Annotated in this window: 17 protein-coding genes; 5 read left to right on the plus strand and 12 right to left on the minus strand. The window is 41.8% G+C overall.

Annotation, left to right across the window (positions count from 1 at the left end):
- Positions 1-55 precede the first annotated feature (55 nt).
- Genes PING_RS18015 through glnG form a run of 3 tightly spaced genes read left to right on the plus strand, consistent with a single transcriptional unit; the run spans position 56 to position 3,137 of the window.
- Positions 56-601 (plus strand): DUF4124 domain-containing protein, encoded by a 546-nt coding sequence (locus tag PING_RS18015; RefSeq protein WP_011771721.1) that lies wholly within the window; start codon positions 56-58, stop codon positions 599-601.
- Positions 602-611: 10 nt separating this feature from the next.
- The gene (gene glnL, locus PING_RS18020) at positions 612-1,682 is read left to right on the plus strand and encodes a nitrogen regulation protein NR(II) (protein WP_011771722.1); all 1,071 of its coding nucleotides are present in this window, start codon (positions 612-614) and stop codon (positions 1,680-1,682) included.
- 54 nt (positions 1,683-1,736) lie between these two features.
- Positions 1,737-3,137, plus strand: a complete 1,401-nt coding sequence (glnG, locus tag PING_RS18025; RefSeq protein WP_011771723.1) for a nitrogen regulation protein NR(I) — start codon at positions 1,737-1,739, stop codon at positions 3,135-3,137.
- Between the two features lie 12 nt (positions 3,138-3,149).
- Here the strand turns inward: glnG and PING_RS18030 are convergent, their stop codons facing one another.
- The 4 genes from PING_RS18030 to recG form a co-directional block, all read right to left on the minus strand.
- Positions 3,150-3,440 (minus strand): hypothetical protein, encoded by a 291-nt coding sequence (locus PING_RS18030; protein ID WP_011771724.1) that lies wholly within the window; start codon positions 3,438-3,440, stop codon positions 3,150-3,152.
- A gap of 75 nt (positions 3,441-3,515) precedes the next feature.
- Complete coding sequence (gene putP, locus PING_RS18035) at positions 3,516-5,012, minus strand: sodium/proline symporter PutP (protein ID WP_011771725.1); 1,497 nt, start codon at positions 5,010-5,012, stop codon at positions 3,516-3,518.
- A gap of 176 nt (positions 5,013-5,188) precedes the next feature.
- The gene (locus PING_RS18040; RefSeq protein ID WP_011771726.1) at positions 5,189-6,487 is read right to left on the minus strand and encodes an AsmA family protein; all 1,299 of its coding nucleotides are present in this window, start codon (positions 6,485-6,487) and stop codon (positions 5,189-5,191) included.
- Between the two features lie 72 nt (positions 6,488-6,559).
- Complete coding sequence (gene recG, locus PING_RS18045) at positions 6,560-8,632, minus strand: ATP-dependent DNA helicase RecG (protein ID WP_011771727.1); 2,073 nt, start codon at positions 8,630-8,632, stop codon at positions 6,560-6,562.
- Positions 8,633-8,737: 105 nt separating this feature from the next.
- On the opposite strand from recG, the gene PING_RS18050 reads away from it, so the two are divergent.
- Positions 8,738-9,595 (plus strand): phospholipase A, encoded by an 858-nt coding sequence (locus PING_RS18050; RefSeq protein ID WP_011771728.1) that lies wholly within the window; start codon positions 8,738-8,740, stop codon positions 9,593-9,595.
- 324 nt (positions 9,596-9,919) lie between these two features.
- Here the strand turns inward: PING_RS18050 and PING_RS18055 are convergent, their stop codons facing one another.
- Genes PING_RS18055 through trmH form a run of 3 tightly spaced genes read right to left on the minus strand, consistent with a single transcriptional unit; the run spans position 9,920 to position 13,459 of the window.
- A complete protein-coding gene (locus PING_RS18055; RefSeq protein ID WP_011771729.1) occupies positions 9,920-11,314 on the minus strand; it encodes a GTPase/DUF3482 domain-containing protein in 1,395 nt (464 codons plus the stop codon).
- Positions 11,307-12,737: a DUF2868 domain-containing protein gene (locus PING_RS18060; RefSeq protein ID WP_011771730.1), complete on the minus strand. Its 1,431-nt coding sequence runs from the start codon at positions 12,735-12,737 to the stop codon at positions 11,307-11,309. The genes PING_RS18055 and PING_RS18060 overlap by 8 nt, the downstream gene beginning before the upstream one ends.
- A 17-nt stretch (positions 12,738-12,754) precedes the next feature.
- Positions 12,755-13,459 (minus strand): tRNA (guanosine(18)-2'-O)-methyltransferase TrmH, encoded by a 705-nt coding sequence (gene trmH / locus PING_RS18065; RefSeq protein ID WP_011771731.1) that lies wholly within the window; start codon positions 13,457-13,459, stop codon positions 12,755-12,757.
- A gap of 357 nt (positions 13,460-13,816) precedes the next feature.
- Here trmH and oxyR point away from each other — a divergent pair, with 357 nt between their 5' ends.
- Complete coding sequence (gene oxyR / locus PING_RS18070; RefSeq protein WP_011771732.1) at positions 13,817-14,722, plus strand: DNA-binding transcriptional regulator OxyR; 906 nt, start codon at positions 13,817-13,819, stop codon at positions 14,720-14,722.
- 104 nt (positions 14,723-14,826) lie between these two features.
- On the opposite strand, the gene rplQ is transcribed toward oxyR, so the two are convergent.
- The 5 genes from rplQ to rpsM are packed head-to-tail and all read right to left on the minus strand — an operon-like array spanning position 14,827 to position 17,667.
- Positions 14,827-15,207, minus strand: coding sequence for a 50S ribosomal protein L17 (rplQ, locus tag PING_RS18075; RefSeq protein ID WP_011770891.1), 381 nt, complete (start codon positions 15,205-15,207; stop codon positions 14,827-14,829).
- Between the two features lie 36 nt (positions 15,208-15,243).
- Positions 15,244-16,230, minus strand: a complete 987-nt coding sequence (locus tag PING_RS18080) for a DNA-directed RNA polymerase subunit alpha (protein WP_011771733.1) — start codon at positions 16,228-16,230, stop codon at positions 15,244-15,246.
- A 25-nt stretch (positions 16,231-16,255) separates the two neighbouring features.
- Entirely contained in the window at positions 16,256-16,876 is a 621-nt protein-coding gene (gene rpsD / locus PING_RS18085; RefSeq protein ID WP_011771734.1) for a 30S ribosomal protein S4, read from the minus strand.
- Between the two features lie 33 nt (positions 16,877-16,909).
- Positions 16,910-17,299: a 30S ribosomal protein S11 gene (rpsK, locus tag PING_RS18090; protein ID WP_011770888.1), complete on the minus strand. Its 390-nt coding sequence runs from the start codon at positions 17,297-17,299 to the stop codon at positions 16,910-16,912.
- Positions 17,300-17,310: 11 nt separating this feature from the next.
- Positions 17,311-17,667: a 30S ribosomal protein S13 gene (gene rpsM / locus PING_RS18095; RefSeq protein ID WP_011770887.1), complete on the minus strand. Its 357-nt coding sequence runs from the start codon at positions 17,665-17,667 to the stop codon at positions 17,311-17,313.
- Between the last annotated feature and the right edge of the window lie 113 nt (positions 17,668-17,780).

Genomic DNA, 17,780 nt, shown 5'->3' on the forward strand with positions numbered 1-17,780 from the left:
ACAGAAACCGCTAACCCACAATGAAGATTATATTTTAATATGGCGGTATCTATGTATGAATTTCTCTTTAGTAAGTTCGGTATCTGTCATCTGTCTTTGTGTCGTTTTTTCATCACTGACAGTGGCAAAAACAAAAATATATTACTGGCTTGATGAGAACGGCCAACGCCATTATTCCGATACTGCGGAACTTGGCACAACAGAAATAAATGTTGTTAATCAAAATGTCATCACATCGGATAATATACGGTCAGCAACAACGCCAGAAAAAACTGCAGCCGTCAAAGAAGAACCCAAAATTATCTATCAGGCCAATATTATTTCTCCTGAAAATGACAGTCCACTGCGCAGTAATGATGGTTCAATTAATATTCAGGTTAAAATAACCCCTGAAAGCAAAGCCACACAGAAACTACAACTCTTTTTAGACGGTAAAGCACTGGGTAATCCGCAAATGTCATCAACAATACGGGTGGAAAACATTGATAGAGGCACCCATCAGATACAAGTTCAATTATCAGATGAAAGTGGCAAGGTTCTTGCGAGAACACAGGTAGTTACCGTGCATTTACAACGGGTATCCAGCATATCCGCTCCATAATAAGGCTTAAATGTTAAATAATCATTCAAACTCACTTGCAGTTGCCATACTTGAAGAAGCGAATACTGCCTTTGTTATTATTAACGCAAAATTAAAACTGATCTATGCAAATCCAGCGAGTGAGGTTTTATTGTCACAAAGCAAACAACGTCTTTACCAGCAAAGTTTGCAGCAACTGGCAAATCATTATCACTTTGATCCCACCTATATTGAAGCTGTTTTTACCAAACAAAATGCGTTCACTGACAGTGAAACGACCTTAATGGTTGATGGTCATCCTCTTTTAATGGCATTAAGTGCCACCTATTTAGAGTTTGAAAATCAGAATTATGTGATCATTGAGATGCACTGTATTGGACAGCAGCGTAAAATAAGCCAATTTCATTATCAAGATCATCAACAAAAAGTCGCAAAAGAACTTGTTCGCGGACTTGCTCATGAAATAAAAAATCCACTCGGAGGCCTACGCGGTGCGGCACAATTATTAGAAAGTGAACTGGCAGATCCTGAACTTAAAGAGTTTACCCAAATAATTATTGAACAAGCGGATCGTCTAAGCGCATTAGTTAATCGTTTATTAGGCCCGCAAACCTTGGGAGAGCGCTCCTATCATAATTTACATTCTGTGCTTGAAAAAGTGCGGAAATTAGTCTGTTTGGGGCTTCCTGAGCATATCCACATCAAAATTGATTATGATCCGAGCATTCCAGATTTTGAAATGCAGCCGGATCAACTGCAGCAAGCATTCTTAAATATTCTTCAAAATGCAGTGCAATCACTGAGTACTCAGCCGGAGAAAAACTTAGAAATAATTATCAAAACGCGTACTGCCCACCAAGTTATTATTCATGGTGTATTACAACGCTTAGCGGCTGAAATTTCAATTATTGATAATGGCCCAGGTGTCCCTGAGCATTTAAAAGATACCTTATTTTACCCTATGGTAACGGGTCGCTGTGATGGTACGGGATTGGGGCTATCTATTGCTCAGGAGCTTATTAACCAAGAGAGAGGACGTATCGAATGCGACAGTATGGAAGGTCATACTGAGTTTCTTATCTATCTGCCTTTAACAATTTAATAAAACATAAAATCAATACTCCCCTATTTAACACTTATGAAAAGGAAAAAACAGATGCCTTCAGCTTGGATTGTGGATGATGACCACGCTATTCGTTGGGTTTTAGAACGTACTCTAAAAGCTGAAAAGATTGACTATGCCAGTTTCCCCGATGGGGAATGTTTATGGCAACAGTTACAAATAGAGCAGCCTGAGGTCATTATTTCCGACATACGGATGCCGGGTATAGATGGACTTGCTTTAATGGAACGTATTCATGGACGCTTTCCATTAATTCCAATTATTATAATGACCGCACACAGTGATTTAGACAGTGCAGTTAATGCCTACCAAAGTGGCGCCTTTGATTACCTACCAAAACCCTTTGATATTCATGAAGCCACGGCTTTAATTCAACGCGCAATTAACCATAGCATTGAATTAAAAAACAAAAAAAAGGTCCCGGAATTACTTATTGCTACACCGGAAATTATTGGTGAAGCACCGGCAATGCAGGAGGTGTTCCGCATTATTGGGCGTTTATCTCATTCAAGTATGAGTGTATTAATCAATGGTCAATCCGGTACCGGTAAAGAGTTGGTTGCGAAGGCTTTACATAAACACAGCCCACGCAAAGATAAGACCTTTATCGCCCTGAATATGGCCGCTATTCCCAAAGAGTTGATCGAAGCTGAACTCTTTGGTCATGAAAAAGGGGCGTTTACCGGTGCGGCTGCAAATCGTCAAGGCCGGTTTGAGCAAGCTAATGGCGGGACTCTTTTTTTAGATGAAATTGGTGATATGCCATTAGATGTGCAAACCCGTTTATTACGAGTGCTCGCGGATGGTAAATTTTACCGGGTGGGCGGCCATCAAGGGATCGAAGTCGATGTGCGCATTATTGCAGCTACTCACCAAAATTTAGAAAAAAGTGTGCAATCAGGTAGTTTCCGGGAAGATCTTTTCCACCGTTTAAATGTCATTCGTATCCAACTCCCCGCTTTAAAAGAGCGTTGTGAAGATATTAGTTTATTGGCACAACATTTTTTAAATAATATTGGCAAAGAGTTAAATGTCAAAAGCAAGCAATTTACAAAGGAGACAAAAGAGTATTTAACGCAACTGCCTTGGCCGGGAAACGTACGTCAACTGGAAAACGTTTGCCGCTGGGTGACGGTAATGACCAGCGGGCAGGAAGTCCATATTTACGATTTACCACCGGAATTAACCGCCCAAGAAACACAAGCTACTGATGATGAAAATCCGCATTGGCAGAAACAGTTACGCGAATGGACCTTAGCTGAATTAAAACAGGGCAAAGAGAATATACTTGCCAATGCCCTGCCGGAATTCGAAAAAATAATGTTGCAGGCTGCATTGCAGTACACTCAAGGCAAACGACAGGAAGCCGCAACACTGCTTGGTTGGGGTAGAAATACGCTGACCCGTAAATTAAAAGAGTTTGATATCTCCTAAAGCTGTCGGTTATCAGCTGTCGGCTAACGGCTGCGAGCCTTCGATCTGAAAGCTGAAAGCTGAAAGCTGAAAGCTGAAAGCTGAAAGCTGAAAGCTGAAAGCTGAAAGCTGAAAGCTGAAAGCTGAAAGCTGAAAGCTGAAAGCTGAAAGCTGAAAGCTGAAAGCTGAAAGCTGAAAGCTGAAAGCTGAAAGCTGAAAGCTGAAAGCTGAAAGCTGAAAGCTGAAAGCTGAAAGCTGAAAGCTGAAAGCTGAAAGCTGAAAGCTGAAAGCTGAAAGCAAAAAAAAGGCTGTAACTTTATACAAAGTTACAGCCTTTTATCTTTTAGAGCTTCAAGCCTCCAGACCTTCCAGCCTTCAGACCTTAGAGCTGTCTGCTTCTTATTTAAATGTTTTTAAGTTTCTTTCAAATTCTTCAAACTTATCTGTTACCGCTTTTTCCGGCGGAGCAGTGACTAAACTGGTGATAACAATTGCCGCAGAAGCAAAAATTATTCCCGGTACAATCTCATACACTTCAAAAATACCACCTGTTAACTGCTTCCAGACAACAATAGTGATACCACCGACAAGAAGACCTGCTAAAGCACCCTTTCCGTTCATTCGTTTCCAGTATATGCTTAATATTAATACCGGACCAAATGCAGCACCGAAACCAGCCCAGGCATAGGAAACTAAGCTAAGTACCGAACTATCAGGATCCATTGCGAAATACAAGGCTAATAGTGCTAATAGAATTACACCGATACGTCCAACCATCAACACTTCTTTTGACGAAGCTTGAGGGCGGAGAAGTTGCTTGTAAAAGTCTTCTGCTAATGCTGAAGAGGAGACTAATAACTGCGAATCAGCGGTGCTCATAATAGCGGCAAGAATAGCGGCTAACAAAATACCGGCAGGGATCGGATGAAAGACAGCATTAACTAACACCATAAAGATCTTTTCGCCATCAGCGACTTGCATGCCCACCTGATTTTGCACAAAGACCAGACCAACAATACCCACCATAACCGAACCAAAGATAGAGATAATAGTCCAGCTCACCGCGATACGGCGTGCTTTAGTTAAATCTTTATTTGTGCGTGTTGCTAGAAAACGCGCAAGAATATGCGGTTGGCCAAAATAACCCAGACCCCAGGCGACTAATGAGATAATCGCAATCCAGGATAACGGCTCACCATCCATACCATTCCATAGGGTAAGTAGTTCCGGATTAATATTTTCTAGATTAGTGCTTAGCTGATCGAATCCGCCCTGCATTGCGACGATAGGTACAATCACTAGTGCTGCTGACATTAATAAGCCCTGCACTAAATCTGTCCATGAGACGGCCAAAAACCCGCCAAATAGAGTATAAGAAACAATACAGATAGCACCGATAATTACTGCATAGATATAATCTAGACCAAAGACAGTTTCAAATAATTTACCACCGGCAACCAAACCTGAGCTGGTATAAAAGAGGAAGAACATCAGGATGAAAAAAGCGGAAAGGGTTTGCAGCAATTTCGTTTTGTCATTGAAACGACGGGCAATAAATTCCGGCAAAGTTAATGCATCATCGGCCGTAATACTATAAGTACGCAGACGTTTTGCAGTGATCAGCCAGTTAGCCCAGCTACCAATTAACAGTCCACCAGCGAGCCATAAAGACTCCATGCCCGCTGCATAAGCGTAACCAGGCAAACCCAGTAATAACCAGCCACTCATATCCGAAGCACCGGCAGATAATGCTGCAGGCCATGGACCTAATGTACGTCCGCCTAAAAAATAATCCGACGTATCGCTGGTGCGTTTATATGCGTAATAACCGATGAGTAACATCACCACCAGATACACTAGAAATGTCGATACTATGGCAAAAGTGTTGTCAGCCATGAAACTCCCATTAATATTAAAGTTAAAGTTAAAAAATAAACTGCACTATAACAAGATAAAATATTTTATTCTTTAAATTTTTTACATAACAAACAATAGGTTACTTTATGAACAACCGGTTGTTTTATAAGCAACAAGTCATTTTATAAACAATGGGTTATTTTATAAACAGCTTTTTATTCCGCTAATAGTTTTTTTATCAGCAAAGCACCGTCATCATCTTGCGACAGTTTGCCTGAAATTTCAAACTGCTCAATATTGCTTTCCATCCACCGTAAATAATCAAACTGCACAGCAAAGGATCCGGCTTGTTTTTTTTCTTCAGCTAAACCTTGCAGCTGTTTATTCTGTAGTAAAACGAAATCGGTCACTGCTGCATTTAAATTATTTATCACTAAAGGAATTGTCGAATTATCACTGCGGATATTGACATTTTTGACAATAAGCTCCTTTAATAGAAGGTTGGTAATCGGAAATAGCAGTTTATTTTTTTTAACCGCGCCAGAATCCTTAAACACAGCGGGGATAACGACATTCATATTTTTAATGGCCAACTTTTGCACCGTTAACTGTTGAACTGATAGAAAAGGTGAAGATAACGGCTTTATTAAAAATAAGGCCTCTGCTTGAAGTTGTAACTGCCCGGAGAATATTTGGCTGGTTAACTTTGTTATGCTGGCTTTATTATTATTAAGCTCAGCGACAAGCTCTGTATTTTGCAGTGCAACCTCCTCCGGCCCGAAAGCGAGATTGAGTGACCCTGCTTTAAAACTGAGATTCGCTTGTAAATTTTTTAAATTAAAAGACGCAGTCAATTGAAGATTTTTAACAGTAAGTGTTTTACTGGCTGTAGGCTGTGCAGTAAACTCTCTTGCCAGCAGCTTTAAGTTACCAGAAAAAGGCATTTTTACGAGCTTGTGATCGGCTATAATCTGCAGATTATCTGACGTAAAATCAGCACCATCAAGCACCACTCTTTGCCCTGCGTGAGTAAATTCTATCTTTAAATCGTTAACCGAAAATCTGCTGATAGTCAGCCGCTGCCAGGCTAGTTTTTTCTGGATTTGTACCTCCGCCGTTTGCTGAACACTGTTGCTATTCTCCACAATTTTAACATCGGCAGTATTAATAAAAGCAGCAGTATCACCTGAAATGCGCACTCCGGTTAATTGTACTTCGCCAAGTTTTAACTGCCTTTGCCAGAGATTAAGCTTAGTGAGGTTAACCTTCACTTTATCGACATAAAATACTTGCCGGTTAGCGATTGTCAAAGACAGGCCAGAAAGTGAAACTGAGTAATCAGAAAATAGGTGACTATCAACTGACTCAAAATTAACCTGATAGCCGCTTAACTGTTCTATCTGTTTGCTGATAAACCCCCGATGCGCATTGATATCAAAAAAACGGATAAAAAGGAGTAATAAAAAACCTAATAAACCCAGTATAAAAGCGCCAGTGACAAAACAACGTTTCATCTCCTTCTCCTAACGACATATTGCAGCAAGTACTTTTTTTTACCCGCTAATTTTTCAAGACTGCCGCTATGGCTAGGCATGAACATAACGATCCTTATCCCCTAACCAACGCTGGATAAGTTCTGGAATTAACTCAGGGAAAGAATGCATCAGCTGAAAGGCCAATTGCTGCGCTTGCGGTAATAAACTTTGATCGCGCAGCAAATCAGCTATTTTAAATTCAGCAACGCCCGTCTGTCTGGTGCCTAACACTTCACCAGGACCGCGAATAGCCAGATCCTGTTCGGCAATATAAAAACCATCATTGCTTTCACGCAACACCTGCAAACGTCTTTGGGCGGTTTTCGACAGTGGATTTTTATATAGCAAAACACAATGGCTGGCCACTTCACCTCGTCCTACTCGACCACGCAACTGGTGCAATTGCGCCAGTCCAAGTCGTTCCGGATTTTCAATAATCATCAGGCTGGCATTAGGCACATCCACACCCACCTCAATGACTGTTGTTGCAACTAATAAATCCAGCTGCCCCTCTTTAAAAGCGTCCATAACAGACTGCTTTTCGTTAGCCTTCATACGTCCGTGAACAAGGCCGATACGAAGATCTGGAAGCGCCAACTGCATCTCATTAGCGGTATTTTCTGCTGTCTGGCATTCCAATACTTCCGATTCTTCAATCAAAGTGCATACCCAATAGGCCTGCCGCCCCTCATTTTTACATGCCTGGTAAACCCGCTGAATAACCTCGTCACGACGCTTATCAACCAGTGCAACGGTTTTAATGGCCGTTCTTCCCGGTGGCAGTTCATCAATGACCGAGACATTAAGATCCGCATAAGCTGTCATCGCCAGCGTTCTTGGTATAGGGGTTGCCGTCATGGTTAACTGATGCGGAGCAAAATCACCTGAGCGCCCTTTTTCACGTAATGCTAAACGCTGGTGTACGCCAAAGCGATGCTGCTCGTCCACAATAATAAGAGCCAAATTATTAAACTGGACACTTTCCTGAAACAGCGCATGCGTCCCTACCACCATCTTCGATAAACCCAAGCTGATATTTTCTAACTGAGAACGCTTTTCTTTGACGCGCATTTTTCCAGAAAGCATACCGACAGACACATCAAGTGCGGCAAACCATTTTTGAAAATTAAGCAGATGCTGCTCTGCTAAAAGTTCAGTGGGGGCCATTAATGCCACCTGATAACCTGCCTCAATAACACTTAATGCCGCGATCGCTGCCACTAAGGTTTTCCCGGATCCGACATCCCCCTGCACCAAACGCATCATCGGTATTGTTTGCTTTAGATCCTGTTGAATCTCCCAGTTCACTCTATGTTGTGCATTAGTGAGAGAAAAAGGCAGACTTTGTAATAACCTATCCTGCAGTAAACCGCTTTCTTTGACCGCAATGGCTTGATGTTGCTGTGCATTTACCCGTAAAGACAGCATACTGATTTGTTGTGCTGATAATTCTTCAATAATTAAACGTTGCTGCGCAGGGTGGGTTTTGTTTTCTAATTGTTCGATGCTGGCATCGGGTGGCGGGCGATGTATATAAAAAAGTGCATCTGATAAACTGATCGGGTGAGCCAGCAGATGAGTTGGCAATAATTCATCAATCTGATGTTGCTCTAGGTGAAGTAACGCTTGCTCGGTTAAACTACGCAGACTGTTTTGTTTTAAACCTTCTGTTGACGGGTAGATCGGCGTTAACGTCTCCTCAACATGGCTTTGCTGCATTGCATTAAGCAGGCGGTAATCGGGATGAGTAACTTCAAACCCGTGGTAACCGCGACGAAACTCACCAAAACATTTGATTAATGCCCCTTTTACAAAGCTATTTTGCTGTGCTGTATTAAAATGGAAGAAGTTAAGGGTTACGCTACCACTGCCGTCGCTTATTTTACATTTTAGAATGCGTCTCTTGCCGGACTGTAGATCGCAGCTTAATACTTTGCCCTGCACACTGACCTGCATACTGTCTTTTAAATCTGCGATGGCATAAATTCGGGTTCTATCTTGATAATGCAAAGGCAGATGAAAGAGCAAATCAGCAACACTGTGCAGACCAATCTTAGCCAGCCTTTGCGAGGCTTTAATGCCGACCCCTTTAAGCGCCGTTAAGGGCATTTTATCTAATTTCATTTTAAACCCCAAACAGTTAAACTCGACAATAATTAGAACTTGCATCTATTATGCTTTAAGTTGCACTAATTAGTTCTTTTAGCATAATTTATCAAGGAAATGGCTATGTATCTATTATTTTTAGTTTTTGTTTTGTTATTTAGCGCGGCCACACGGGCAGAAGAATCTGCCGTTGATCAGCGTATCGAGCAGGAGAACAAACTCCAGAAGGACCGCTTTTCTATTATCCCCTATAAACCCAATTACCTTTTGCCTTTTACTTTTAATAATAATATTCAATCTTACGATGCTGATAAGGGTGTTGCCGCATCGGACCGATTACAACCCGTTGAGATAAAATTTCAACTTAGTTTTAAAACACCTGTCTTAGTGGATATTGCCGACTTACCCCTCACGCTTTATTTTGGTTATACCCAAGTCTCTTTCTGGCAGGCTTATAATAGCGGTAATTCATCCCCGTTTCGCGAAACTAATTATGAACCGGAGATGTTTCTACGGTGGGTACATGACACAAAACTAGGAGGAGATTGGCATTTTAAATTAGCAACACTGAACTTAGCCCATCAATCCAATGGGAAAACAGAGCCGGGATCCCGCAGCTGGAATCGTATCGAAAGCAATATTGTCTTGGAAAATGGGAATATCACTCTGGCGTTTAATCCCTGGTTTCGTTTACCAGAAGATGCAAAAAATGATAATAATCCAGATTTATTGGATTATTATGGCCACGGAAAAATTTATGCTCTTTATCAAATAAATAAGCATAACTTTTCAATTACCAGCCGCAATAATATTGAAAGTGGCTTTAGCAAAGGGTCACTGGAGCTCAATTGGAGTGTCCCTCTTCACGGTAGTATTCGCGGTTATTTTCAGGTTTTCTCAGGCTATGGCAACAGCCTGATAGAGTATAATCAATATACCAATACAGTAGGGTTAGGTATCTCATTAACCGACTGGTTATAGGCCACTGAGCGTATTACACTAACTTCCTGAACAAACAGCAGACGTTTCTATATCCTAGATATACGACGTTACAATAGGGGTAGGCATCTCATTGACTGACTGGTTATAAGCCACTGAGCGTATTGCACTGACTTCATGAACAAACAGCAGACGTTTCTATATTCTAAATATACAACGTCACAATAGGGTTAGGCATCTCATTAACCGAGTGGATATAAGTCACTTAGCTGATTAAGTATATCCGCACTGAGTTTATGAATAAATAACGTATGCTTGCCATCATCGATATCTGCGCCGTTACGATAAGAGCATCCCATCGATTGGTTATACGTCACCTAGCTGATTAACCATTTCCGCACTAACTTCCTGAATAAACAGCAGACGCTTTCTCTCTTCTAAATCTGCGTCATTTTCATTCAGTGATGACCAGTCGGGATGGTTGCGCGATTTACGTAACCATTTAGACCAGTTTTTTGGCAATTCATTTTTTTGCTTATCCTGGCTCACTTGATAATCAATTTTATCAACACTCGCATGACCTCGACGCTGCAACAGTGTCAGCAGTTTGATCTGCCTTAACCACAATACCTGCAACGTAGTTTCATTTAAGCAGATATAACGGCAGCCTTTGATTTTGGCTTGTATCTCATCATAATAACGTTGCTTCACACCCCATAACACACCTGCGACTCCGCCAGCAACAGTACCAAATCCGAAGGTCATACCGGCAGCACCTAAATCAATCGCGACTCCCACACCCGCCCCTTTCGCTATATTACCCGCCAGCTTGATCCCAAACTCCTGCAGGTTATCTGCTGAAAAAAGATCCAACTGCCAGCCATCTTGTTCAACGGGTAATTCGCTCTTTTCTACATCCCCTTTACGAAATTGATAAAGCTTTAACAATCGTCGAGCACATTTGCTTTCAGCATTGCGCACAGCTTGTTTAAGCTTAATGGTTGCCTGTTCAATTTCCTGCTCTGTATTGACTGCTTTGTAACGCACACAAGCAGAGTCAATAAACAGGTTAGCGACAATCACACTTGCTGCATTAAAACGTTCAGACCACTGAATACGGCGCTGATTTATAAACGCCTGCAACAGCGCTTCTTTATCCGTCAGCAAAGTTTGCATTTTCTGGTAAATTTTAATTTCATCGGAAAATTTAAAGTGAACATTATCAAAACTCACAAAAGCATGAAAGTTTAAACGTGCCAGTTGCTTTTTCCACTGTTCAAGATTTGTCGCGCCGGCCTCTGTAAAATTAAGTACCGGAATAACAGGTTTCGCCGCATAGCTTAGAATCTGTAATTCATCCCGATATTTACCTAAAATAGGCTCGCGTAAATCAACCACGTAAAAAATAAGATCGTTACTTAACAAGGTGCGCAGTACTTTCGCTTCCTGCTCAAGTTCAGGGTATTCAGACTGCCTAGCAAGAAAGTGGTGCAGGCGCTCAATCCCATCGACGGACTGGTCAGTAAAATAACCGCTTAAAATATGATGCAGGCGCATCGAGTCTTCCAGTCCGGGCGTATCAAACAAGGCGAGGCTATTAGTATCATCTATTAATAATGCTCCGCCTTCAATATGCCGAGTGGTGCCAGCTTGATCGGCCACTTCGCCAAACTCCGGATCACGTAATAAAGTACGCATTAAGGAGGTTTTTCCAGCATTTGCATGGCCTACTACCGCCACCGACAAACCTTTTTTATTCATCTAACCCTCCGGTTTGGAACTGAATAATATTCTCTAATGGGATATTAGCTTGTGCTGCAAGCTGATACCAATCACTGCGCCGCTTGCTTATATGGGATGAGACCATCAGGCCTTCATCTATCAGTAATAAGTAAAACGATGTTGAGGTTAAATGAGTTAATGATTTAATAAAGGTCAATAAACCACGATCCGGTAGGCGCGCCAGAGTGACGTATAATACGACCGCTTTTTGCTGAATGGTTTTAATCTCATTTAATAAGTGCTGCTGAGCTTGAAAATCACAAACATTTTTTAATAGCGCCAACTGCTCAGGAGAAGAGTGCTTAACGTGTTTCTGGCATTCAATAAATTGTCTTTCCGATAGCTCGACTGCCACCGGATAAAAACAGGATGGCAGTTCATGACATGGAGTTTGCAAGTGCGGGGGGTGAGCGGCTTCAATTTGAGATAAATCAGGATCTTTAATACCCAGCGATGTGACATTAGGTTTTAACTGTTGCCGTAATTGCACGTAATAAGGGCCACTTAAGGTTAAATGGAATCGCTCTTTGTTTTTAGTCAATAAAAAGCGCATCAATAACAACAACAAGAAGCGCGGCAATATACCGTAAATTAATAAGCTGCTGATTAATAGACTAGACCAAACCAGACGGCTGTTTTGCGCATCAGCAAGTACATTAACCGCCCCTAAATGGCTTTGCTGTATCAGCTGTGTGTTAGGCACTGTCACTCCCAATAGATTGGGAATATAAGCGAGCACTTCCGTTAACCACTGAAAGCTTTGCGCCGACAAGATACTGGTCTCCCAAATAAAGTCGACCTGATGGGTCGCCAGCATAATAACCAGCATGATGGTTGCACCAAAAAAATAACTTAACCACAACAGATGAGTGACATAAGATAACTGATAACGTCCTAAATCACCGGACAAAATAATTTTAAAATAACATTTAAATAGCGGCCAAAAATATGGATGCAGTGTTGCTTGCGGATTAAAACGTTTTTCAGCGGTTTTGAATAAAAAAAGACTAAAATGAGCCAGCCAGCCAGCGCTTAATAGATTGCTTTGTAAAAACAGGAATAACCAGATACACAATGCGAGCAGATTGGGAATAAAAAACAGTCCAAACGCCCAAAAAAAGTTTATCTGCGTACCCTGCTCACTAAAAAGTTGCCCTACGCTGCCTGCTCCCAGCACTAATAAAAGCACAGATAACAAAGCAAACAGGTTATTAGTTAAGGCCTTAAAATGGGTAAAGAGCGTGGAGATTTGCAGCGCCTGATCCAGCTGTTTTGCACGATCCAGCAGCAGCAGCTCAAAGCTTGCCTCAGCCTTGTTTAAAATGGGCGCGGATAAAGCGGGGTAATCACTTTCAACAGTGCGTACACCTTCAGCTAATAAACGTTGCTGAAATAGACTCAATGAAACTTCTCCCGAACTTATTTAGTTTTCAGACTCTTTACAGATGAACGAACCGCCAGCCACCAATCATCAGAAGCATCAATTTGCCCCTTATCATCCAGAGGAGGATAAGGGAGATTTCTCTCTTTGCACAATTGAGTGAAAATAGGATGCCCGCCTTCAAATAAAATGCGATGCGCTTCCTCCTCGGGTAAACGGCATTCCCCATTATACATACCGGCCAGTTCACGCTGGCGTTGTGCTTCATACAATATAAGCGCAGAGGCAACCGATACATTTAATGACTGGCACATCCCAACCATTGGAATAATCACATCCTGATCTGCTAATGCCAGGGCTTCAGGACTAATGCCATGCTTTTCCTGGCCCATTAAAATGGCTGTAGGTTTGGTATAATCCACCTCGCGAAAGTCAATCGCACTATCGGAGAGATTAGTCGCAATAATCTGCATGCCCTGAGCACGTAATGCTTTTACCGCATCCTCTAGGGTTTCATGTGAATGCAGATTGACCCAATTCTGACTGCCCGTTGCCGTATTGCCTGAAATCTGTGTTGTTTTATTTTCCCAAGTGGCATGCACATCACTCACGCCGACAGCGTCCGCAGTACGCACAATAGCCGCTAAGTTATGCGCTTTATGCACTTGCTCCAAAAATACGGTCAGATCCGGTTGGCGATAATTTAACATGTTCGTAATACGGGCAAGACGTTCGGGTGACATAATCGTTCTCAAAAATAAGGGGTTATATTTAGAAGGCTATTATACATGATATTAGCAGGACACAAAGACAGTCAAACAGCGCATCTTAGATAAACGACGCCTCCAACCTGTATCAATATTTGTAAATAGTGATATTAAGTAGATTTTAGCGTCTTCGCTTTGTTGATCTTAACAGGAAAAAATAATGATAAGAGACCGAATAAGTATTTCCCTTCTGATCATTCCCATATACAAAAAGAATAAGTACAAGAAACGCCACTGAAACTTTTCCGGGGTGCACTTTATTGCCCGTTTTCTGGTACAGTTCAATAATAATGTCAGCATATCGTTAAGATTTTAACGAAGAAGGTTTTTACCATGAATTTTAGGGATTTAGAGTACTTAATAGCACTTGAAGAATTAAAACATTTTCGCAAAGCTGCTGAAAAATGCTTTGTAAGTCAACCGACGCTGAGCGGTCAAATACGTAAACTAGAAGATGAACTGGGTATACAATTAATGGAACGCTCTCCCCGCAAAGTCCTTTTCACTCCTGCCGGATTGGATATTGTCGCTAAAGCTAAAACCATTTTATTAGAAGTAAAATCATTAAAAGAGATAGCTAAAAGTTACAACGAACCGATGCAGGGCACATTACATATCGGGCTTATTCCAACTGTAGCCCCTTATCTGTTACCTTTGATAGTTGCAGTAATAAAAGCGAATTTTCCCGATTTATCTCTATATCTCTATGAAAAGCAAACTAATCTGTTATTAAAACAGCTTGAGGAGGGAGAACTCGATTGCCTGATTCTGGCACTGTTACCCGGCATGGAATCCTTTACTCAATATCACCTCTATCAAGAGCCCTTGGAACTGGCTATCACAGACGTGCACCCATGGGCAAAGCAACCGGAAATAGAGCTTAACGGGCTTCGTGGTGAACATGTTTTAATGCTGGAAGATGGACATTGCTTAAGGGATCAAACCAAGGGATTTTGTTTTGCAGCGGGCGCCTTAGAAGATGGCAGTTTTCAAGCGACCAGTCTAGAGACGCTGCGCCATATGATAAGTGCTGAAAACGGCATGACGTTATTACCACAATTGGCCATTCCTGTTAATCGGCACGAGGGAGGGATCCAATACATCCCTTTCAAAAATCCAAAGCCCACCCGTGAAATAAGTTTATTATGCCGCAAAAATAGTGTTCGCAAGATCTGTTTTGAGCAATTAGCAAAACTAATCAGCACAACAGTACAGGCTAAATTAAAGGAATATGGGTAACAGGGGACGGCTATCAGCTATAGGCTGACGGCTGTAGGCTGAATTTCAGATACAAAAAAGCCGAACAATTGTTCGGCTTTTTTAATGTCACTTTAAACTAAGATTTACTCTTCGTCTTCAGCAACTACTGGGCGGTCTACTAAAGTGATGTAAGCCATAGGAGCTTTGTCACCAGTACGGAAGCCACATTTAATGATGCTAGTGTAACCACCTGGGCGTGTCGCGTAACGCGGACCCAATTCATTAAATAATTTTGCAACTGTTGCATCATCACGAAGACGAGCAAATGCTAAACGACGATTAGCAACGCTATCGGTTTTAGCAAGTGTAATTAATGGTTCAATTACACGACGCAATTCTTTTGCTTTAGGCACAGTCGTTTTAATAACTTCGTGCATAGCAATAGAGATTGCCATATTACGAAACATAGCCTGACGGTGGCTACTGTTTCGGTTAAGTTGACGTCCACTTTGACGATGGCGCATAACCTAATCCTTATTTTTCATGATTCGGATGACTGATTAATCTTCGCTGAGGCTTGCTGGTGGCCAATTTTCCAGGCGCATACCCAGAGAAAGTCCACGTGATGCAAGAACATCTTTGATTTCAGTAAGTGACTTCTTACCTAAATTAGGCGTTTTAAGAAGCTCTACTTCTGTTCTTTGTACCAAGTCACCGATATAGTGAATCGTTTCTGCTTTCAAACAGTTAGCAGAACGAACAGTTAATTCTAGATCATCTACTGGGCGTAAGAGAATAGGATCAAACTCAGGTTTTTCTTCCTTAGCGACTGGCTCACTGACTTTACGTAAATCAACGAATGCGTCTAATTGTTCAGCCAAAATAGTGGCTGCACGACGAATCGCTTCTTCCGGATCAAGTGTCCCATCGGTTTCCATATCGATAACAAGTTTGTCTAAATCGGTACGCTGTTCAACACGAGCAGATTCAACACTATAAGCGATACGCTCAACAGGGCTGAAAGTCGCGTCTACTAGTAAACGACCAATTGGACGCTCATCTTCTTCAGTATGAATACGTGATGAAGCTGGAACATAACCGCGACCTGATTCAATTTTAATACGCATGCTGATTTCAGCATTGCCTGTTAAATGACAGATCACATGTTCTGGGTTGACTATCTCTACATCACTACCATGAGTGATGTCACCTGCAGTTACAGGACCGGCCCCAGATTTAGTTAGGCTGACTAGAACATTGTCTTTACCTTCAAGTTTAACCGCTAGACCTTTAAGGTTAAGAAGTATCTCAAGGATATCTTCCTGCACGCCCTCTTTAGTGCTGTACTCATGTTGTACACCATCAATTTCGACTTCTGTTACCGCTGTGCCGGGCATAGAGGATAACAGAATACGACGTAGCGCATTACCTAAAGTATGACCAAAACCGCGTTCTAACGGTCCTAAAGTCACTTTTGCTCTAGTTGCATTTATTTGTTCGATACCAACTAAATTTGGTTTTAGAAATTCAATTACAGAACCCTGCATTTGTGCCCTCTCTTATCGGTTAACTTTACTTAGAGTAAAGTTCAATGATTAACTGTTCGTTAATCTCAGCAGATAAATCTGAACGTTCAGGTTGACGAGTAAATATGCCTTCCATCTTCGTTGCATCAACAGAAACCCAAGTTGGGACTTCACGTTGACCGGCGATTTCAAGTGCTGCGCCAATGCGTGATTGCTTTTTAGCTTTTTCACGAATTGCGATAACATCACTTGCTTTAACGTTAAAAGAAGGAATATTTACAACTTTACCGTTGACCAATACAGCTTTATGGCTGACTAGTTGACGAGACTCGGCGCGTGTTGCACCAAAACCCATACGATAAACAACATTGTCTAAACGACCTTCAAGTAATTGAAGCAGGTTTTCACCCGTATTGCCTTGTAAACGTGCAGATTCTTTGTAGTAGTTACGGAATTGCTTTTCAAGCACACCGTACATACGACGTACTTTTTGTTTTTCGCGTAATTGCAAACCGTAATCCGACAGACGCGGTTTACGTGCACCGTGAACACCGGGTGCATTATCGATTTTACACTTAGATTCAATCGCACGGACGCCAGATTTTAAGAAAAGATCTGTTCCTTCGCGACGGCTAAGCTTTAGCTTAGGACCTAAATATCTTGCCATTGTTCTTTCTCCAGTTACCTTTAAACGTCGTAATTATACGCGGCGTTTTTTAGGCGGACGACAACCATTGTGTGGGATCGGTGTAACATCAGTAATGTTAGTTACACGGAAGCCCGCCGCATTTAGTGCGCGAATCGAAGATTCACGACCAGGTCCGGGTCCATTTACAAAAACTTCTACGTTTTTAAGACCATACTCTTTAGCCGCTTCAGCAGCACGTTCAGCAGCAATCTGTGCAGCGAACGGAGTAGATTTACGAGAACCACGGAAACCAGAACCACCGGCAGTTGCCCAAGAAAGCGCATTACCTTGACGGTCTGTAATAGTTACGATTGTGTTGTTGAAAGAAGCATGGATATGAGCCATACCATCAGCAACTTGCTTTTTAACGCGCTTGCGAGCACGAGTTGGAGTTTTAGCCATTATCTCTCACCCTATTTCTTGATTGCTTTGCGCGGACCTTTACGAGTACGAGCATTCGTTTTAGAACGCTGTCCACGTACAGGCAAGCTGCGACGATGACGAAGTCCACGGTAACAGCCAAGGTCCATTAGACGCTTGATGTTCATAGATACTTCACGACGTAAATCACCTTCAACGGTGAACGTAGCTACTTCTGTACGAAGCGCTTCGATTTGTGTCTCATCCAGATCTTTAAGCTTTGTTGATTCAGCAATACCAGACGCTGCACAGATTATCTGTGAGCGAGTTTTACCGATACCAAAAATTGCAGTTAATGCAATCACAGCATGCTTATGATCAGGAACGTTAATGCCAGCGATACGGGCCACTATGCACTCCTTAAAAGTTAACGATTCATTTGTGAAAAGCCCGGTAGGATACTCGACAAATGATAATTTAGCAAACAAAACAAAGCTTAGGCAACATAGTCACCTAAGCTTTT

The organism is Psychromonas ingrahamii 37, assembly GCF_000015285.1.
Taxonomy (GTDB): domain Bacteria; phylum Pseudomonadota; class Gammaproteobacteria; order Enterobacterales; family Psychromonadaceae; genus Psychromonas; species Psychromonas ingrahamii.

What these genes read in the sequence shown, in the direction of transcription:
- PING_RS18015 (WP_011771721.1), top strand. Translation starts at nt 56, where the DNA reads ATGAATTTCTCTTTAGTAAGTTCGGTATCTGTCATCTGTCTTTGTGTC.
- glnL (WP_011771722.1), top strand. Translation starts at nt 612, where the DNA reads ATGTTAAATAATCATTCAAACTCACTTGCAGTTGCCATACTTGAAGAA.
- glnG (WP_011771723.1), top strand. Translation starts at nt 1,737, where the DNA reads ATGCCTTCAGCTTGGATTGTGGATGATGACCACGCTATTCGTTGGGTT.
- putP (WP_011771725.1), bottom strand. Translation starts at nt 5,012, where the DNA reads ATGGCTGACAACACTTTTGCCATAGTATCGACATTTCTAGTGTATCTG.
- PING_RS18040 (WP_011771726.1), bottom strand. Translation starts at nt 6,487, where the DNA reads ATGAAACGTTGTTTTGTCACTGGCGCTTTTATACTGGGTTTATTAGGT.
- recG (WP_011771727.1), bottom strand. Translation starts at nt 8,632, where the DNA reads ATGAAATTAGATAAAATGCCCTTAACGGCGCTTAAAGGGGTCGGCATT.
- PING_RS18050 (WP_011771728.1), top strand. Translation starts at nt 8,738, where the DNA reads ATGTATCTATTATTTTTAGTTTTTGTTTTGTTATTTAGCGCGGCCACA.
- PING_RS18055 (WP_011771729.1), bottom strand. Translation starts at nt 11,314, where the DNA reads ATGAATAAAAAAGGTTTGTCGGTGGCGGTAGTAGGCCATGCAAATGCT.
- trmH (WP_011771731.1), bottom strand. Translation starts at nt 13,459, where the DNA reads ATGTCACCCGAACGTCTTGCCCGTATTACGAACATGTTAAATTATCGC.
- oxyR (WP_011771732.1), top strand. Translation starts at nt 13,817, where the DNA reads ATGAATTTTAGGGATTTAGAGTACTTAATAGCACTTGAAGAATTAAAA.
- rplQ (WP_011770891.1), bottom strand. Translation starts at nt 15,207, where the DNA reads ATGCGCCATCGTCAAAGTGGACGTCAACTTAACCGAAACAGTAGCCAC.
- PING_RS18080 (WP_011771733.1), bottom strand. Translation starts at nt 16,230, where the DNA reads ATGCAGGGTTCTGTAATTGAATTTCTAAAACCAAATTTAGTTGGTATC.
- rpsD (WP_011771734.1), bottom strand. Translation starts at nt 16,876, where the DNA reads ATGGCAAGATATTTAGGTCCTAAGCTAAAGCTTAGCCGTCGCGAAGGA.
- rpsK (WP_011770888.1), bottom strand. Translation starts at nt 17,299, where the DNA reads ATGGCTAAAACTCCAACTCGTGCTCGCAAGCGCGTTAAAAAGCAAGTT.